This window comes from Stenotrophomonas sp. FBCC-B152 (assembly GCF_059134105.1).
Genome location: NZ_CP101442.1, coordinates 3,117,273 through 3,134,090, shown reverse-complemented (window position 1 = coordinate 3,134,090; position 16,818 = coordinate 3,117,273). Strand labels below are relative to the sequence as shown.

12 protein-coding genes and 1 riboswitch are annotated in these 16,818 nt (G+C 66.8%); of the genes, 5 read left to right on the top strand and 7 right to left on the bottom strand.

Annotation, left to right across the window (positions count from 1 at the left end):
* Positions 1-7 precede the first annotated feature (7 nt).
* The 5 genes from NMB40_RS14435 to ilvC form a co-directional block, all read right to left on the bottom strand.
* Positions 8-1,561, bottom strand: coding sequence for a 2-isopropylmalate synthase (locus tag NMB40_RS14435; RefSeq protein WP_494358856.1), 1,554 nt, complete (start codon positions 1,559-1,561; stop codon positions 8-10).
* The gene (locus NMB40_RS14430) at positions 1,558-2,655 is read right to left on the bottom strand and encodes a threonine dehydratase (RefSeq protein WP_494358855.1); all 1,098 of its coding nucleotides are present in this window, start codon (positions 2,653-2,655) and stop codon (positions 1,558-1,560) included. Before NMB40_RS14430 ends, NMB40_RS14435 begins: the two co-directional genes overlap by 4 nt.
* A 105-nt stretch (positions 2,656-2,760) precedes the next feature.
* A complete protein-coding gene (locus tag NMB40_RS14425; protein WP_068853936.1) occupies positions 2,761-3,021 on the bottom strand; it encodes an ACT domain-containing protein in 261 nt (86 codons plus the stop codon).
* Positions 3,005-4,741 (bottom strand): acetolactate synthase 2 catalytic subunit, encoded by a 1,737-nt coding sequence (gene ilvG, locus NMB40_RS14420; RefSeq protein WP_282247792.1) that lies wholly within the window; start codon positions 4,739-4,741, stop codon positions 3,005-3,007. The genes NMB40_RS14425 and ilvG overlap by 17 nt, the downstream gene beginning before the upstream one ends.
* Before the next feature lie 38 nt (positions 4,742-4,779).
* The gene (gene ilvC, locus NMB40_RS14415; RefSeq protein WP_093533610.1) at positions 4,780-5,754 is read right to left on the bottom strand and encodes a ketol-acid reductoisomerase; all 975 of its coding nucleotides are present in this window, start codon (positions 5,752-5,754) and stop codon (positions 4,780-4,782) included.
* Positions 5,755-5,830: 76 nt separating this feature from the next.
* Here ilvC and NMB40_RS14410 point away from each other — a divergent pair, with 76 nt between their 5' ends.
* Both NMB40_RS14410 and ggt read left to right on the top strand, forming a co-directional pair.
* Positions 5,831-6,163: a hypothetical protein gene (locus NMB40_RS14410; RefSeq protein WP_282247791.1), complete on the top strand. Its 333-nt coding sequence runs from the start codon at positions 5,831-5,833 to the stop codon at positions 6,161-6,163.
* A 98-nt stretch (positions 6,164-6,261) separates the two neighbouring features.
* Positions 6,262-7,980: a gamma-glutamyltransferase gene (ggt, locus tag NMB40_RS14405; protein WP_494358854.1), complete on the top strand. Its 1,719-nt coding sequence runs from the start codon at positions 6,262-6,264 to the stop codon at positions 7,978-7,980.
* Between the two features lie 255 nt (positions 7,981-8,235).
* Here ggt and NMB40_RS14400 read toward each other — a convergent pair whose 3' ends face one another.
* The gene (locus tag NMB40_RS14400; RefSeq protein WP_494361035.1) at positions 8,236-9,150 is read right to left on the bottom strand and encodes an IS110 family transposase; all 915 of its coding nucleotides are present in this window, start codon (positions 9,148-9,150) and stop codon (positions 8,236-8,238) included.
* Positions 9,151-9,736: 586 nt separating this feature from the next.
* On the bottom strand, positions 9,737-11,308 hold the full coding sequence (locus tag NMB40_RS14395) for a BCCT family transporter (protein ID WP_494358853.1): 1,572 nt from the start codon (positions 11,306-11,308) through the stop codon (positions 9,737-9,739).
* Positions 11,309-11,376: 68 nt separating this feature from the next.
* Positions 11,377-11,478: riboswitch (TPP riboswitch) on the top strand.
* A 113-nt stretch (positions 11,479-11,591) separates the two neighbouring features.
* Here NMB40_RS14395 and thiC point away from each other — a divergent pair.
* The 3 genes from thiC to NMB40_RS14380 all read left to right on the top strand — a co-directional run bounded on the left by thiC (position 11,592) and on the right by NMB40_RS14380 (position 16,759).
* A complete protein-coding gene (gene thiC, locus NMB40_RS14390; protein WP_494358852.1) occupies positions 11,592-13,361 on the top strand; it encodes a phosphomethylpyrimidine synthase ThiC in 1,770 nt (589 codons plus the stop codon).
* A 114-nt stretch (positions 13,362-13,475) separates the two neighbouring features.
* On the top strand, positions 13,476-14,153 hold the full coding sequence (locus tag NMB40_RS14385) for an ion channel (protein WP_282247899.1): 678 nt from the start codon (positions 13,476-13,478) through the stop codon (positions 14,151-14,153).
* Between the two features lie 293 nt (positions 14,154-14,446).
* Positions 14,447-16,759 carry a winged helix-turn-helix domain-containing protein gene (locus NMB40_RS14380; RefSeq protein WP_494358851.1) on the top strand — a complete coding sequence of 771 codons (2,313 nt, stop codon included), beginning with the start codon at positions 14,447-14,449 and terminating at the stop codon, positions 16,757-16,759.
* Positions 16,760-16,818: the final 59 nt, after the last annotated feature.

Sequence of the window (16,818 nt, the reverse complement as noted above, 5' to 3'; positions counted from 1 at the left end):
GGGTTCCTCAGGCGGCGGCGGTGGCCGCGGGTTGTTCGGCGTTGGCCTGGCGCTGGCGCAGCAGGCGGTTGGCCACGTCCAGCCAAGCCAGGGCCGAGGCTTCGATGATGTCGCGGCTGGTGCCGGTGCCTTCGTACTCCACGCCGTCGTGGCGCACGCTCAGGTTGGCTTCGCCGCGCGCGTCGGCACCGATGCCCACGCTGTGCACGTGGTAGCTGTCCAGCATCAGCTGTACGCCGGTGGCGGCGGCCAGCGCGCCGAACAGCGCGTCCACCGGGCCATCGCCCTGCGCGGTTTCGGCCACGCGGTTGCCATCCGGGTCGGACAGTTCGACCAGCGCGTTGGCGCGGCTGCCTACGTCGCTGATGGTCATCGAGGCCAGCCGGTAGCCGTTCTGGGTGGAGCTGCCCTGCATCAATACCTGCAGGTCGGCGTCGGTGACCACGCGCTGCTGCTCGCACAGGGTCTTGAACTGCTCGAACACCAGCTTCAGCTCTTCTTCCTCCAGCCAGAAGCCCAATGCACGCAGGCGCGCTTCCACCGCCGCGCGGCCGCTGTGGCGGCCCAGCACCATCTGCGAGTTTTCCCAGCCCACGTCTTCCGGACGCATGATTTCGTAGGTACCACGGTGGCGCAGCATGCCGTGCTGGTGGATGCCCGATTCATGCGCGAAGGCATTGGCGCCCACGATCGCCTTGTTGCGCTGCACCGGCATGCCGACCAGGCGCTGCAGCAGCTGCGAGGTGGACACGATGCGCGGGGTGTTGATCCGGGTGTCTTCTTCGTAGAAGGCGTTGCGTACCTTCAACACCATGGCCAGCTCTTCCAGCGAGCAGTTGCCGGCGCGCTCGCCGATGCCGTTGACGGTGCACTCCACCTGGCGGGCGCCGCCTTCGATGGCGGCCAGCGAATTGGCCACGGCCAGGCCCAGGTCGTTGTGGCAGTGGGTGCTGAAGATGATGCGGTCGCTGTCGGGCACCCCGGCGATCACCCGCTGGAACATGCCGCGGATCTCTTCAGGGGTGGTGAAGCCCACGGTGTCGGGCAGGTTGATGGTGGTGGCGCCGGCGGCGACGGCCACGCGGGCCACTTCGATCAGGAAGTCTTCCTCGGTGCGGGTGGCATCTTCGGCCGAGAACTCCACATCGTCGATGTAGCTGCGCGCCAGGCTCACGTGCTTGTGCACCGATTCCAGTACCTGCTCACGGCTCATGCGCAGCTTGTGCTCGCGGTGCAGCGGGCTGGTGGACAGGAACACGTGCAGGCGCGCGTTGGCGGCCGCGTCCAGGGCCTTGGCCGAGGTCTCGATGTCGGTGGCCAGGCAGCGCGACAGCACGGCCAGGGTTGGGCGGCGCACTTCGCGGCCGATCATCGCCATCGCGTCGCGGTCGGACTGCGAACTGGCCGGGAAGCCGGTTTCGATGATGTCCACGCCCAGCTCGTCGAGCGCGCGTGCCATCACCAGCTTCTGCTGCGGGCTCATGCTGCAGCCGGGCGATTGCTCGCCGTCACGCAGGGTGGTGTCGAAAATTCGAATTCGGGGGGAGTTGGGCGTGGTCACCAGGAGGTCTCCTCGACGGCAAGGTCGGATGGCAAGGCAGGGGAAGGAAGGACGATGGAATTCGGGGGTGGCGCGAGCACGGTCGGTAGCGGTGGCCGTGTTCGCTCGCTGGCGCGGCGGCGCGGTTTGCGCGGCGGGCGTGGGCGGATGTCGGACAGCAGCTGGGCCAGCACCATCGCATCGATGTTGCCGCCGGAGACCACCGCGCACTTGCGCTTGCCGGCCACGCGTCGGCCGGCGGCCAGCGGCAGCGCGCCGGCGCCTTCGGCGATGATGTGTTCTTCCAGTGCCAGCCGCACCAGGGTTTCGCGCAGCTCGGCTTCGCGCACGATCACCACGTCGTCCAGCAGCGCACTGCACAGGCGGCGGGTCAGGGTGCCGGGGATCTTCACTTTCACGCCGTCAGCCAGGGTGGCCACCGGGGAGATCTCGCGCGTGTCGCCGCGGATCGCACGGGCCATGGAATCCACGCCTTCGACCTGGGCGCCCACGATGCGCACGCCCTGCGACTTCAGCGCCAGCGCCACGCCGGACGCCAGCCCGCCACCGCCGATCGGCACGATCACCACGTCCGGCGCATGCGCGGCCAGTTCGATGCCCAGCGTGCCCTGGCCGGCGATCACGTCCGGATCGTCGAAGGCCGACAGGAAGCGGTAGCCGTGCTGGTCGGCCAGGGCGCGTGCGAAGGCGTAGGCCTCGTCATAGCTGTTGCCGTGCTGGCGCACGGTGGCGCCCCAGTGCGCGACGCCGGCGATCTTGGTGGCCGGGGCGCCGTGCGGCATCACCGTGATGGCCGGGATATCCAGCCGGTAGGCAGACCACGCCACGCCCTGGGCGTGGTTGCCGGCCGAGGCGCAGATCACCGGGCGGTCATCGCCGCGCTCGCGCCCGGCCAGCAGCGCGTTCAATGCGCCGCGCACCTTGTACGAGCCGGTGCGCTGCAGGTTTTCCAGCTTCAGCCAGGTGCCGAACCGCTCCGCATAATGCAGCGGCGTGGGCGGCAGGAACCGGCGCAGCCGCGCCTGCGCGGCCAGCACGTCGGCGACGCTTACATCGCCTACGTCCGATTCCTGCGGGGCACGGCTAGCCGGCATGGCGGCTCCGCAGATCGCACGGGGGATGACGGACGCGGTCGTGCGTGGGCGACGGGCCTTGAAGAAGACCCCTCCGTACCGGCACCGGAACCACGGCGCGGGCGTTCATACGGTTACTCCAGTACCCGGCTCCAGCGCGCTGATCCGCACCGAAACACAGTCATAGATCTTCTCGATCTGGCGGCACAGCGTCTCCGGCGGACGGGTGCTGTCCACCACCAGCTGCAGGTGCCAGCGGCCATCGTCGGCCGCATTGGGCGCACCCACGATCGCGCGCGGCGCGAAGCCACGGCGTTCGGCCATGCCGATCACGCGCAGCAGCGCGCCTTCGGCCGGAACCAGCACCAGGTCAAGCCGGTATTGCATGGGGGAACTCCTGGGGCTGATGGGCGGGGTTGCTTTCCAGCATGGTGCTGTTGGCGTTGTTGGGCGGCACCAGCGGCCACACGTTGGCGCGCGCATCGATGGCCACGTGCAGCAGCGCCGGGCCGGGCTCGGCCAGCAGCGCGGCCAGGCCGCCTTCGACGTCGTCGCGGTTTTCAATGCGGGTGGCCGGAATGCCGAACACCTTGGCCAGCGCGGCGAAGTCCGGGTTGTCGGACAGGTCGATCTCGCTGTAGCGCTCGGCGAAGAACAGCTCCTGCCACTGGCGGACCATGCCCAGCGAGCTGTTGTCCAGCAGCACGATCTTCACCGGCAGGCGGCAGCGGGCGATGGTGGCCAGCTCCTGCACGTTCATCATGAAGCTGCCGTCGCCGGAGACCAGCACCACGGTGCGGTCGGGGCAGGCGAACTGCGCGCCCATCGCGGCCGGCAGGCCGAAGCCCATGGTGCCCAGCGCACCGCTGGTCAGGTGGTTGCGCGGGTGGTTGAAGCGGCAATGCTGGGCCACCCACATCTGGTGCTGGCCGACATCGCAGGCAATGATCGCGTCGGCCGGGGCCACTTCGCTCAGGCGCTTCAGCAGCGCCGGGGCATAGATGTGCGCGCCCGGTGCGTCGTAGCGTGCGGCGAAGCGCTCGCGGTGCCCGGCGCAGCGTTTGCGCCACGCCTCCTGCGATGCGGCTGCGCGCGGCAGGGCTGCGGTCAGCGCACGCAGTGCGGTGCCGACGTTGCCCGGCACCGCCACATCGGCGGTACGCAGCTTGGAGATCTCATACGCGTCGGCATCGATATGGATGACGCGGGCGAACGGCGCAAACTCGTTCAACTTGCCGGTGGCGCGGTCGTCGAAGCGCGCGCCGACCACCACCAGCAGGTCGCTCTCCTGCACGGCCATGTTTGCCGCGCGGGTGCCGTGCATGCCCAGCATGCCCAGGTAATGCGGGTGCTGCGCAGGCAGCCCACCCAGGCCGCGCAGGGTCAGCACGGTGGGAATGGCGGTGGCGTCGACGAAGGCACGGAAGTCCTCCACCGCATCGCCCAGGGCCACGCCGCCGCCGGCGTAGACCACCGGCTTCTCGGCGGCCTGGATCGCGGCGATGGCATCGGCCAGCGCGGCGTCGGCCGGGGCCACCGGCGGGTTGACCGTTTCCGGCACGTGCGCGGGCAGGTGGCTGGCGTCGGCGATCTGTACATCCTTGGGCAGGTCGATCAGCACCGGGCCCGGGCGGCCTTCGCGGGCGATGCGGAACGCCTCGCGGACGATGCGCGGCAGGTCGTCGACCGAGCGCACCAGCCAGCTGTGCTTGACGATCGGCAGGGTCAGCCCGAACACGTCCAGTTCCTGGAACGCGTCGGTGCCCAGCAGCGGGGTGGCGACCTGGCCGGTGATGCAGACCATCGGCACCGAATCCAGCATGGCATCGGCGATGCCGGTGACCAGGTTGGAGGCGCCCGGGCCGGAGGTGGCCACGCAGACGCCAACGCGGCCGCTGGCGCGGGCATAGCCGTTGGCGGCCAGCGCCGCGCCCTGTTCGTGGCGCACCAGGATGTGCTTCAGCCCTGAATCCACCAGGGCGTCGTAGAAGGGCATGATGGTGCCGCCCGGATAGCCGAACAGCGTATCGACGCCCTCGGCTTCCAGGGCCTGCGTCAACCAGCGTGCGCCGTTGCGGGGCGCGGTGCTGTGTGCGGAGGTGTTCATGCGGTGACCTTTGCGAAAGCGGTGGGGGAGCCGCGCGGTTACGCGGCTTGACTTTGCAGCCAGACCATCTTGGCGCGCAGTTCCTTGCCTACCTTCTCGATCGGGTGTTCCAGGTCGGCCTGCTTGAACTTGTTGTAGTTCGGCAGGCCCGCTTCGTATTCGGCCACCCAGTTCTTGGTGAACGTGCCGTCCTGGATGTCGGCCAGCACCGCCTTCATGCGCTCCTTGGTGCCGGCGTCGATCACCCGCGGGCCGCTCACGTAATCGCCGTACTGCGCGGTTTCGGAGATGAATTCCAGCATGCGGGTGATGCCGCCTTCGTAGAACAGGTCCACGATCAGCTTCAGTTCGTGCAGGACTTCGTAATAGGCGATTTCCGGCTGGTAGCCGGCTTCCACCAGCGTTTCGAAACCGGCCTGGACCAGTGCCGAGGCACCGCCACACAACACGGCCTGTTCGCCGAACAGGTCGGTTTCGGTTTCTTCCTTGAAGGTGGTCTGGATCAGGTTGGCGCGCGCGCCACCCAGGCCGGCGGCATACGCCAGGGCGTACTCGGCGGCCTTGCCGCTGCGGTCCTGGTAGACCGCCCAGATGCACGGCACGCCGCGGCCGATTTCGTATTCGCGGCGGACCAGCGCGCCCGGGCCCTTCGGTGCAACCAGCACCACGTCCAGGTCATCGCGCGGGGCGATCATGTTGAAGTGCACGTTCAGGCCGTGGGCGAACAGCAGCACCGCGCCCTGTTTCATGTTCGGCGCCAGCACGTCTTCGTAGAGCTTCTTCTGCACCATGTCCGGGGTCAGCACGGCGACCAGGTCCGCATCCTTCACCGCCTCGGCCGGTGCCTTCACGGTGAAGCCGTCGGCTTGTGCCTTGACCTCGGTCGGGCCGCCCGGACGCAGGCCGATGACCACGTCGAAACCGGATTCACGCAGGTTCAGTGCGTGGGCGCGGCCCTGGCTGCCGTAGCCGACAACAGCGATCTTGATCTGGGGCAGGTCGTTGGTGCTCATGGGGGAGGTCCTTTGGAGGAAGAAATCGGAGGGTTCTGAAACGAAAAAACCCGCACCAGGGTGGGTGCGGGTTTTGATGGATACCTGGCAGTTCTACTTACACGCCGGTCCGTCCCGCACCTGTTGGTTGGGTAATAAGTACGAGGACAAGAAGCGAACGGATGGAGGCCGCGCCGGGACCGGCGTGCTCGATGGATTCGCGAATGGGCGTGTGGCGCTGCAACATGTGATCGAGAAAACCACAGCGGTTTTGCCGCTGTCAACCGTGTTTCGACAATTTCCAACGGTTTCGGCTGTATCCAGCGCAAAGCCCCGCCGTATAAGGATGGTTGCGCGTGAAAGCGTTCCGGTGAACCCCAATTCAAGTATTGAAGCCCGGTTTCTGCGCGGATATGGCTGTCGTGGATGACCCCGCCGATGACGCCGTACATGACCATTGTCGGATGTGCGCAACAGGCCCCAACCGCCACCATCGAAGGCTTGCCACCCCTCCAGGAAACCCACTCCGTGACCCGACCCCTTGCCCGTGCCGTGTTGGCCGCCGCGCTGTTGTGCGCCCTGCCGATGCTGTCTTCTGCCGCCGACCGGGTTACCGGGCATGGCTTTGCCACCCGCTCGGAAGTGATCGCCCCGCACGCGATGGCGGCCACCTCGCAGCCGCTGGCCACCCAGATCGCGCTGGATGTGATGAAGGGCGGCGGCTCGGCGGTGGATGCGGCGATTGCAGCCAATGCCGCGCTGGGGCTGATGGAGCCCACCGGCAATGGCGTGGGCGGGGACCTGTTCGCGATCGTGTGGGATCCCAAGACCCAGAAGCTGTACGGCTACAACGGCTCGGGCCGTTCGCCGAAGTCGCTGACCCTGGCCGAGTTCCAGCGCCGGGGGCTGAAGGACATTCCGGCCACCGGCCCGCTGCCGGTGTCGGTGCCGGGCGCGGTGGATGGCTGGTTCGCGCTGCACGACCGCTTCGGCCGCAAGCCGATGGCCGACAACCTGGCGCCGGCGATCCGCTATGCGCGCGAGGGCCATCCGGTGGCGGAAGTGATCGCCTACTACTGGGACCGTTCGGTGCCCAAGCTGTCGCAGTACCCGGGCTTCAAGGAGCAGTTCACGATCAACGGCCATGCGCCGCGCAAGGGTGAGCTGTGGAAGAACCCGAACCTGGCCAACACGCTGGAGCAGATCGCGCAGGGCGGCCGCGATGCGTTCTACAAGGGCGACATCGCGCGCACGATCGGCACGTACTTCAAGGCCAACGGCGGCTACCTGAGCTATAACGACATGGCCAGCCATCACGGCGAGTGGGTGGAGCCGGTGAGCAGCAACTACCGGGGCTATGACGTGTGGGAGCTGCCGCCGAACAGCCAGGGCATCGCAGCGCTGCAGATCCTGAACGTGCTGGAGGGATACGACTTCTCGAAGATTCCGTTCGGTTCGCCGGAGCACGTGCACCTGTTCGTGGAGGCCAAGAAGCTGGCGTTCGCGGACCGTGCGCGCTTCTACACCGATCCGGCGTTCCAGCCGGCGCCGGTGGCCAAGCTGGTGTCGAAGGAATACGCGGCCGAGCGCCGCAAGCTGATCTCGATGGACAAGGCGTTGCGCGAGGTGCAGCCGGGCACGCCGAAGCAGCTGGAAGAAGGCGACACGATCTACATGACGGTGGCCGATGCGGACGGGATGATGGTGTCGCTGATCCAGTCCAACTACCGGGGCATGGGCAGCGGCATGGCGCCGCCGGGGCTGGGCTTCATCCTGCAGGATCGCGGCGAGATGTTCGTGCTGCGCAAGGACCACCCCAATGGCTATGCGCCGGGCAAGCGTCCGTTCCAGACCATCATTCCGGGCTTCGTGACCAAGGACGGCAAGCCGTGGATGAGCTTTGGCGTGATGGGCGGTGCGATGCAGCCGCAGGGCCACGCGCAGATCGTGATGAACCTGGTGGACTTCGGCATGAACCTGCAGGAAGCCGGCGATGCGCCGCGCATCCAGCATGAAGGGTCGACCGAGCCGACCGGGCAGGCCACGGCGATGAGCGACGGCGGCGAGGTGAACCTGGAAACCGGCTATCCGTATGAGACGGTGCGCGCGCTGATGCGCAAGGGCCACCGCGTGACGTTCGCGGATGGTCCGTACGGTGGGTACCAGGCGATCATGCGCGACCCGGAAACCGGCGTGTATTACGGCGCTTCGGAAAGCCGCAAGGATGGGCAGGCAGCGGGGTACTGATCGGTCCTGTATCGCCTGACTGCCGAACATTCCTGTAGAGCCACGCCCTGCGTGGCTGCTTCATGCATCGGGGCGAACAGCCTTTGGTTCCCGCATGGCCTGAGCTGGGCCGGCGGGTGCGGGTTTGCGGGACACGCCGTGAATCCGTCCATGGAGCAACTGTGTTGCTGAGAGGTCGGGCCGCTCCTCCAGCAGACGGGCATGGTAGTGCCGGCCGCTGGCCGGCAGCCTCTTGATGTCCCCCGTTGGCTGGCTTCAGGCTGGGATCGGTCCGCTTTCAGCGTCGCGCACACGGGCGTTGAGGATTACCAGCATCTTTCGCATCACCGCCACGATGGCCACCTTGCCTTCCTTGCCGCGAGCCCGCAGCGACCGGTAGAAATCCTTTAGCCGAGGCTCATGCCGCATGGCCGACATGGCAGCCATGTAAAGCACCTGACGGATCTCGGCTCTACCACCGTGGATACTTCGTTTCCCGCGCATCGTGCCGCTGTCGTGGGACATCGGTGCCACGCCGACCAGGCTGGCGATGGCCTTGCCGCTGATTCTGCCCAGCTCGGGCAGATAGCTGGCCAGCACCGCCTGTAGCGCAGGGCCGACGCCCTTCATCGACTTCAGTACGGCCAGTCGAGGCTGCTGTGCAACCTGTTCGCCGATCTGCGTTCCCAAGCGTGCGACCAGCGTCTGCAAGCGCGTAATGTTGGCCTGCAGTAGCCGACGCAATTCACGATCACCGACCATTTCCTGCTGCTGTCGCGCCACGGTCAGCGCCTGCATCGCCTGCCGGCGAGCCCGCACGAATTCCCGCATTCTTTGTTGCCAAGGCTCCAGCGGCTGGTAGGCGCGCAGCTTGACCAGCACGGCCATCTTCGCCAATGCGTAGGCATCCAAGCGATCTGTCTTGGCCACGTGGCCCATGCCCTGAGCCAGCCTACGGGCCCGCAGGGCATTGGCACGGACCACCGGACGACCGGCCTTGTGCAGGAAATCCAGCACGCGCTGCTCATAGCCACCGGTAGCCTCCAGCACGATCTGGTCTGCCGGGTGTTCTTTCAGCCAGACCTCCAATTCAGCAAAGCCAGCGGCGGTATTGCTGACCTGCAGAATTTCCCCGTCAGTCGTACCAACATCCAGCTGACGCTTGCTCACATCAATCCCGATCCCGTTCATCGCCAAACTCCGTATAGTCTGGAAGGGTCGAGAGCTCCCCCGCTTGCCCAGTCTTATCACTGCGAGTGTCAGCTCCAGCAACTGTTCGGGCGGATCAAGGGAGATTCCGGCGTGGGCGCCAAGCTCCATGGCGATCGTCGAGATCCAGGCTCTTACGGCGGCCCACGCCGGCTCTCGACGCCTACGCTGCCAGATTCCGAACAGATAAGGCTTGTAGAAAACATCCATGTTTTCTACAGTCCCGCAAACCCGCCCCCGCCGACCCTCGACAGTGTGTTGGGGGCCACGGGAAGATCAACGGCGGCTTCGATTATTTTCATGCGTTACCGGACGTGGGTGCGTTCCGTGTGTTCGTTCGGGAACCGAACCTACCAACGGCACCGCGTAGGGACACGCCATGCGTGTCTGCTCTTTCCATCCGCACGCGACTCACCTTCTGGGGAGGCCGGCGGGCAGCCCCTGTAGGGACTGTGAAAAAACATGGATGTTTTTGCCAAGCCCCCATGGATGGGTTTACGGCGTGTCCCGTAAGGGGCTGCCCGTCGGCCTCCCCGTCACGTAAGAACTGAAACGCTGCTCTTGAGGCCTAACCATCCGCCCGCGAAGCCTCATCGCGCGTCTCTTCCTGCGCGGCGATCTCGCGCTCGATCCAGGCATCCATCATCCGCCGCGCGCGCAATGCACGGCGGCGCTGCAGCGCATATTCCATGTCGAGCACGCGATACAGCGACCACATCACCGCCAGCATCAACAGTGCGAAGGGCAGGGCGGCGATGGTGATCATGCCCTGCAGCGCATCCAGGCCGCCGGCCAGCAACAGCACGGCGGCGATCAGCGCGATCGCCACGCCCCAGGTGATCCGTCGCGACAGCGGCGGGTCGCCGGCTTCGTCGGTGGACATGCTGGCCAGTACCAGTACGGCCGAGTCTGCCGAGGTGACGAAGAAGATCATCAGCAGCACCAGTGCGATCACCGAGAGCAAGGTGGGCATCGGCAGGCTGTCGAACATGGTGAACAACACGGTTTCGTAGCCGGTGCCCAGTGCCTGCACCAGGTCGACATGGCCGAAGATCTGCGACCACAGCGCAGTGCCGCCGAACACCGAGAACCACAGGAAGCCGAGCACGCTGGGCGCGATCACCACGCCGAGCACGAATTCGCGGATGCTGCGCCCGCGCGAGACGCGGGCGATGAACGAACCGACGAACGGTGCCCAGGCGATCCACCACGCCCAGTAGAAGATCGTCCAGTCCGCCACCCAGGTGCTGCCCGAGAATGGCGACATGCGCAGGCTCATGGTCACCAGCTGGTTGAGGTAGGAGCCAATGGTGGTGGTGAAGGTATCGAAGATGAAGGCAGTGGGGCCCAGTACCAGCACCAGTGCCAGCAGCACGGCGGCCAGGCCGAGGTTGAAGTTGGAGAGCCATTTGATGCCGCGGTTCACGCCGCTGGCGGTGGACGCCATGTAGAGCACGAAGGCGACGGCGATGATGGTGAGCTGCAGTGGCGCGCCGGCGTGGAGGCCGAACACGCGCTCGAGGCCTGCGGCGATCTGGATGGTGCCGAAGCCCAGCGTGGTGGCCACGCCGATGGCGGTCGCGACCACCGCTGCCACGTTCACCACCGTGCCGATCCAACCGCGGTGGTGCGCGCCGATCAGCGGCTGCAGCAGGTCGCTTATCTGGCCACGGCCGTTGCGGTTGAACTGGAACCAGGCCATCGCCAGCCCGATCAGCGCGTAGATCGCCCACGGGTGCAGGCCCCAGTGGAAGAACGCATAGCGCATCGAGGCGCGCGCTGCTTCCATGCTCTGTGGGGGCAGGCCCTCGGGTGGGGTGACGAAGTGCGACACCGGTTCGGCTGCGCCCCAGAACACCAGGCCGATGCCCATGCCGGCAGCGAAGAGCATCGACATCCAGCTGGCGTTGGAGAAATCCGGTTCGGCGTCTTCGCCGCCGATCCGCAGCGAGCCCAGCCGGCCGAAGGCGAGATAGAGCAGGAACGAGAGCGTGATGAACACCACCAGCAGGTACAGCCAGCCGGCACTGCGGATGATGTGCACCAGCCCGCCGCGCACGATCTCGTTGAACGGGTCCGGTGCCACGCCGGCGGCGAGCACCAGCAGCACCACCAGGGCGATGGAGAGTCGGAATACCATGCGCGGCAGTCTAGCCAAGGCGGCATGACATGGCTGTTCACACTTCCGGTGCAGGTGTGGTCTAATCCGCCCCGAAGCGGGGGTACCGCGGCCACGTGGCCACGGTTGAGACAGTCCCTTCGAACCTGATCCGGTTGATACCGGCGTAGGGAAGCTTCGCAACAGCCGATGCACCGCGCCGTCCAGCCCCCGCCTGGCATCCGCGCGCCGTGCGCCGGCCGTGCGCCGCCGCTTCGTCCCTCGCCGTGCGAACCCTCGCACCGACAACCCAGGACGATGCCCGATGAACGCACACCTTTCCGCCCTGCAGCAACAGGCCCAGCAGCTGTCTGAATCGGTCACGCGACCGATTCCCGGCTCGCGCAAGATCCACGTGCCCGGCTCGCGCAGCGACCTGCAGGTGCCGATGCGCGAGATCGCGCTGAGTGGCGACAACGCGCCGCTGACCGTCTATGACACCTCCGGTCCCTATACCGACCCCGAGGCCCGCATCGATCTGTCCACCGGGCTGCCGGCCTTGCGTGCGGGCTGGGTCGCCGAGCGCGGCGACACCGAACTGCTGGGTCGGCCAAGCTCGGCGTTCGGGCGTTCGCGCGAAACCGATGCGCGGCTGGACGCGGTGCGCTTTCCGTCGCGGCTGCAACCGCGCCGCGCCGTGGCCGGTGCCAATGTCACCCAGATGCACTACGCCCGTCGCGGCATCATCACCCCGGAAATGGAGTTCGTGGCGATCCGCGAGAACCAGCGCATCGAGGCGATCCGCGACAAGGCGCTGCTGATGCAGCATCCCGGCCAGTCGTTCGGCGCTTCCATCCAGGCCTCGATCACGCCAGAGTTCGTGCGCGAGGAAATCGCGCGGGGGCGGGCGGTGCTGCCCAACAACATCAACCACCCTGAAAGCGAGCCGATGATCATCGGCCGCAACTTCCTGACCAAGATCAACGCCAACATCGGCAACAGCGCGGTGTCGTCCGGCATCGCCGAGGAAGTGGAGAAGCTGGTGTGGGCGATCCGCTGGGGCGGTGACACCGTGATGGACCTCTCCACCGGCAAGCACATCCATGAAACCCGCGAATGGATCGTGCGCAACTCGCCGGTGGCGATCGGCACCGTGCCGATCTACCAGGCGCTGGAAAAGGTCGATGGCCGCGCCGAAGACCTGAGCTGGGAGATCTTCCGCGACACGCTCATCGAGCAGGCCGAGCAGGGCGTGGATTACTTCACCATCCATGCCGGTGTGCTGCTGCGCCACGTTCCGCTCACCGCGAATCGGGTGACCGGCATCGTCTCGCGCGGCGGCTCGATCATGGCCAAGTGGTGCCTGGCCCACCAGCGCGAGAACTTCCTCTACACGCACTTCGAGGACATCTGCGAGATCATGAAGGCCTACGACGTGACCTTCTCGCTGGGCGATGGCCTGCGCCCGGGCTGCATCGCCGATGCCAACGATGCCGCGCAGTTCGGCGAGCTGGAAGCGTTGGGCGAGCTCACCAGGATCGCCTGGAAGCACGATGTGCAGACCATGATCGAAGGCCCCGGCCATGTGCCGATGCAGCTGATCAAGGAAAACATGGACAAGCAGCTGCGCGAATGTGGCGAGGCGCCGTTCTACACGCTGGGGCCGCTCACCACCGATATCGCGCCGGGCTACGACCACATCACCAGCGCGATCGGCGCGGCGATGATCGGCTGGTACGGCACCGCCATGCTCTGCTACGTCACCCCCAAGGAGCACCTGGGCCTGCCCAACCGGCAGGACGTGCGCGACGGCATCATGGCCTACCGCATCGCGGCCCACGCCGCCGACCTGGCCAAGGGCCACCCGGGCGCGCAGGTGCGCGACAACGCACTGAGCAAGGCGCGCTTCGAGTTCCGCTGGGAAGACCAGTTCCACCTCGGCCTGGATCCGGAAAAGGCGCGCGAGTTCCACGACGAAACCCTGCCCAAGGACGCGCACAAGGAGGCCCATTTCTGCTCGATGTGCGGCCCCCACTTCTGTTCGATGAAGATCACCCAGGACGTGCGCGACTACGCAGCGGGCCAAGCGGGGTAGGTCACGACCGTTGGTCGTGGCCCGCCAGGACGGGCGGCCAAGGCGGACCGTCATGCCGCCTCAGCGCGGCAGCCGTTAAGCTTCGGCCACCGACACAGGGGCAGGGACACCACGATGGCCATAGCGCGCACCACCCGATGGCTGGCCATCGCCCGCCGGCACCCCTCGGCCTGGTTGCTGGGGGTGCAGTTGCTGGGCGTGCTGCTGTACCCGGCCATGGACGAATCCGGGGCCGGCCGCGCGCTGTTCGGCGCCTTCGGCATCGCGGTGCTCGGCCTGGCGCTGTGGGTGGTGCGGCGCAGCCCGCTGGGCATGTGGGTGGCCCTGCTGCTGGCCATTCCCTCGGTGGTGTTCTCCCTCTCGGGGGCGCTGCTGGGGCGGCCGGCGCTGGTCACCACCGCCCAGCTGCTGGAATGCCTGCTGTACTTCTACACGGCCGGCAGCCTGATCGCCTACATGCTGCAGGACCACAAGGTGACCCGCGACGAGCTGTTCGCCGCGGGCGCCACCTTCACGCTGCTGGCTTGGGCATTCGCCTTCGCCTTCGCGGTCTGCCAGCAGTGGTACCCGGGCAGTTTCGTGGCCACCAGCGAGAGCGAACTGCGCACCTGGATGGAGCTGCTTTATCTCAGCTTCAGTTTGTTGTCCGGGGTGGGCCTGAGCGACGTGGTGCCGGTGCATCCACAAGCACGCGCACTGGTGATGCTGGAACAGTTCGCAGGCGTGATGTACGTAGCGTTGGTGGTGTCGCGACTGGTCGGATTGACCATGATCCGCAATGCGCGAAACTGAATCGGCGATAAAAAATTACTGAATCAACGCTAAAAAGTTTCTGAATCGCAGATAAAAAATTCGCGCCAAGAGGCGCGAATGTTGAAGCAATTTATGTGGATTCGTCGGCGAGAGAGGCCTGATGTCCTCTGCGCGCACAGGCGCAGTTAACCGGCATAGGCTAGTATTCGCGCGCTTCAGTGTCTTTGCCCTTTGCACTGATGACGTGTGCGGAATCTGGCGGTTCGTTCGATCTGTGGTTGATTCGATGAATGCTGCGTTCCTGTTGTTCAGTTGTATTACGTAGCGCCGGAATGATCAGCCTGGATAGTGAGACACCCGCTGCCGACCGCCTGAGGATCGGCGATTGCACCATCACGCTGTCGTCGCGTGAGGTGGTGGTGGAGGGCGCGCGTCGTCCGCGCCGGCTCACGCCCAAGGCGCTGGGTGTGCTCAAGGTGCTCATGCGCGTGCCCGGTGCGGTGGTGACCCGCGACGAACTGTTCGCCGAGGTCTGGCCGGACACGCTGCCCACCAACGATGTGCTGACCCAGGCCATCACCCAGCTGCGCAAGGCGTTCTCGCGCGACGATGACGCCGGCACCGCCTATATCGAAACCATCGCCAAGACCGGTTACCGGCTGATGCAGCCGGTATCGGTGCTGGTGGAGCCCGGCCCGGACGTCGATGCCGCGCCCAATGATGACGAACGCGATGCGCTGGCCGCCGTGTTCGCCGCGGCAACCCCCGCGCCGCGCCCACGCAGCCGCTGGCGGCGCAACCGGCGCTATGTGTTCCTGGCCATCGGCCTGGGCATGTTCGTCGCCCTGCTGGTGATGGCCGCGCTGCTGCTGCAGCGCCCGCCACCGCCGCACGGGCCCGAAGGCAGTGGCGTGCTGGAAGACGGCAGCCGCGTGGTCGGCAGCCCGCAGCGCCCCTATCGTTTGATCACCGCCACCGCCGGCTTCGAAACCTACCCGACCGTATCGCCGGATGGCTCGCAGGTGGCCTATGAGGCCGACGATGCGACCGGCGGCGGCAGCGCGATCAAGGTGCAGACCTCCGGCAACGCACCGGCGCGGCTGCTGACCGATACGCCTGCGGGCCATTCGGACCGCTTCCCGAACTGGTCGCCGAACGGCCGCGATATCGCGTTTGCGCGGTTCGGCCCGGAGGGCAGCTGCGAGGTGCTGATCGCCAGCGCGACCGGCGGTGCGATCCGCCACGTCACGCGCTGCGACGGCACCGAGCTGCTCAGCTTCGACTGGACGCCCAACGGGCGCGGCCTGGTGTTCGGCTCGCTGTCCGGCCGGCACGCCCATCGCGGCATCCGCGTGCTGGACATCGCCAGCGGTGCCTGGACCCCGGTGGACTACCAGGTTGCCGACGACAGCTTCGACTACGCCCCGCGTTTCTCGCCGGACGGCCGCTGGATCGTGTTCGTGCGCAACCCGCAGATCGGCGACCTCTGGCGCCTCCCGGCCGGCGGCGGCGTGCCCGAACAGCTGACCAACGATTCGGCCGAGATCCGTGGCTGGGCCTGGCGGGGCGACAGCCGGCACATCGTGTTCGGGCGCCGCGTGGACAGCGAAGCACGTCTGTACGAACTGGATACTGAAACGCGCACGCTGCGCGATGTGGGCCTGGACGACGCGCAGTCGCCGGCGCTGTCGCGAAGCAACAACATGCTGGCCTTCGTGCACCGCAAGGCGCAGTTCGGCCTGTTCCGCGTGCCGGTGAAGGACGGCCGCCCCGGTACGCCCGAACGCCTGTTCCCCTCCAACGGCCGCGATGGCCAGCCGATGCTGGCGCCCGATGGCCGGCAGCTGGTGTTCACCTCCGATCGTTCCGGCAACTACGGGCTGTGGTGGGCCGACCTGTCGCGCCCCGAATCGCTGCGGCCGGTGGAAGGCCTGCGTCCTGAAACCCGGCAGTCCGCCGACTGGTCGCCCGACAGCACCCATCTGCTGGTATCGGGCCGTGATGCACAGGCGCGGCCGGTGATCTACGAGGTGTCGCCGCGCGATGAGCAGATCGTGGCGCTGCCCGTCCCGGTGGCGCAGCCGTTGCAGGCTTTGTATGCCGGTGACAACGACCACGTGCTGGTAGTGGAACGCGATCATGACGAGCGCATGCGCCTGTCGCTGTTCGATCGGCGCACCACGCCGTGGAAACTGCTGGGCCACGTCGATGGGGTGTCGCAGGCGCGGCTGGATGCGGCCCACCAGCGCGTGCTGTTCACCCGGTTGGCGGCAGGCGGGCTGTGGTCGGCCGATCTGCGGCTGGATCCGGCCAGCATCCAGCAGGTCAGCGAGGACCGGCCGTCGCGTTGGCGCTACCGCACCTGGGCGGTGGCCCGCGATGGGAGCCTGGATTACCTGTCCAGCCGGGCCGACTGCTCCACCGTATTCGCGCGGATCAACAGCCCGTCGCAGGGGGCGGAGTACTGCCTGGACGCCGATCGGCTCAGTGCCGGCAACGGCTTCAGCGCGCAGCCCGATGGCAGCGCCCTGTACCTGGCCCTGGCGGTCGCCGATGGTGCCGACATCGGGGTGATGACGCTGCCCGAACCGCCTCGTCCGGTGTTTTCCTCGGTGCCCAACCTGTTGTTCTGGAAAGGAAAATAGTCGTCGTACTTCTTTCGTAACGGCATCGTGACGAATTCGCATCAATCTCGTTGAATCGT

Bases quoted from the DNA above. Each gene is read 5' to 3' on its own strand.
- NMB40_RS14430 (WP_494358855.1), bottom strand. From the start codon at position 2,655: ATGCCGGCTAGCCGTGCCCCGCAGGAATCGGACGTAGGCGATGTAAGC.
- NMB40_RS14425 (WP_068853936.1), bottom strand. From the start codon at position 3,021: ATGCAATACCGGCTTGACCTGGTGCTGGTTCCGGCCGAAGGCGCGCTG.
- ilvG (WP_282247792.1), bottom strand. From the start codon at position 4,741: ATGAACACCTCCGCACACAGCACCGCGCCCCGCAACGGCGCACGCTGG.
- ilvC (WP_093533610.1), bottom strand. From the start codon at position 5,754: ATGAGCACCAACGACCTGCCCCAGATCAAGATCGCTGTTGTCGGCTAC.
- NMB40_RS14410 (WP_282247791.1), top strand. From the start codon at position 5,831: ATGGATACCTGGCAGTTCTACTTACACGCCGGTCCGTCCCGCACCTGT.
- NMB40_RS14400 (WP_494361035.1), bottom strand. From the start codon at position 9,150: ATGAACGGGATCGGGATTGATGTGAGCAAGCGTCAGCTGGATGTTGGT.
- NMB40_RS14395 (WP_494358853.1), bottom strand. From the start codon at position 11,308: ATGGTATTCCGACTCTCCATCGCCCTGGTGGTGCTGCTGGTGCTCGCC.
- thiC (WP_494358852.1), top strand. From the start codon at position 11,592: ATGAACGCACACCTTTCCGCCCTGCAGCAACAGGCCCAGCAGCTGTCT.
- NMB40_RS14385 (WP_282247899.1), top strand. From the start codon at position 13,476: ATGGCCATAGCGCGCACCACCCGATGGCTGGCCATCGCCCGCCGGCAC.
- NMB40_RS14380 (WP_494358851.1), top strand. From the start codon at position 14,447: ATGATCAGCCTGGATAGTGAGACACCCGCTGCCGACCGCCTGAGGATC.